Consider the following 560-nt stretch of genomic DNA (forward strand, 5'->3'; position numbering starts at 1 on the left):
TCAAAAAACTCTCTTGTCAACTCCCCTCTCTTTCCTTTTACGGTTATTTTATGTCCGTCTACTTTAACTTCCACTCCCGCTGGAATCTGTATAGGTTTATTAGCCAATCTACTCATTATAATATCCCCTCATTACCAAACATAACATAAAACTTCGCCGCCGACATTCTCTTTTCTTGCCTGCTTATCCGTCATAACTCCCTTGCTCGTAGATATTACGGATATTCCGAAACCGTTTTTTACTTGAGGTATAGAATCGACCGAAGTATAAACTCTAAGTCCCGGCGTGGACACTCTTTGTATTCCTTCTATTACCGAATTTCCTTCGTAATATTTCAAATCAATTTCTATACGAAAGAAATTTTTATTCTTTACTTCAACTTTACTAAAGTCGTTAATATAACCTTCTTTTTTCAAAATTGCAAGTATATTTTCCATCTTTGTAGAAAACGGAATCGTCACATTTTCTTTTTTAGCCCTGCAACCGTTTCTGATAACGGTTAATGCATCCGCTATAGGGTCATGAACACTCATTTATAATCTCCTTAAATTCCAAAAATT

The 560-nt window shown here is 35.4% G+C and carries 1 protein-coding gene; it reads right to left on the reverse strand.

Annotated features, from left to right (window positions below; genetic code table 11):
* Window positions 1-131: 131 nt before the first annotated feature.
* Complete coding sequence (gene rpsH / locus EZH24_RS13275) at window positions 132-533, reverse strand: 30S ribosomal protein S8 (RefSeq protein ID WP_137999474.1); 402 nt, start codon at window positions 531-533, stop codon at window positions 132-134.
* Window positions 534-560 lie beyond the last annotated feature (27 nt).

It is taken from the genome of Brachyspira catarrhinii, assembly GCF_005518285.1.
In the GTDB taxonomy this organism is placed as follows: Bacteria; Spirochaetota; Brachyspiria; order Brachyspirales; family Brachyspiraceae; genus Brachyspira; species Brachyspira catarrhinii.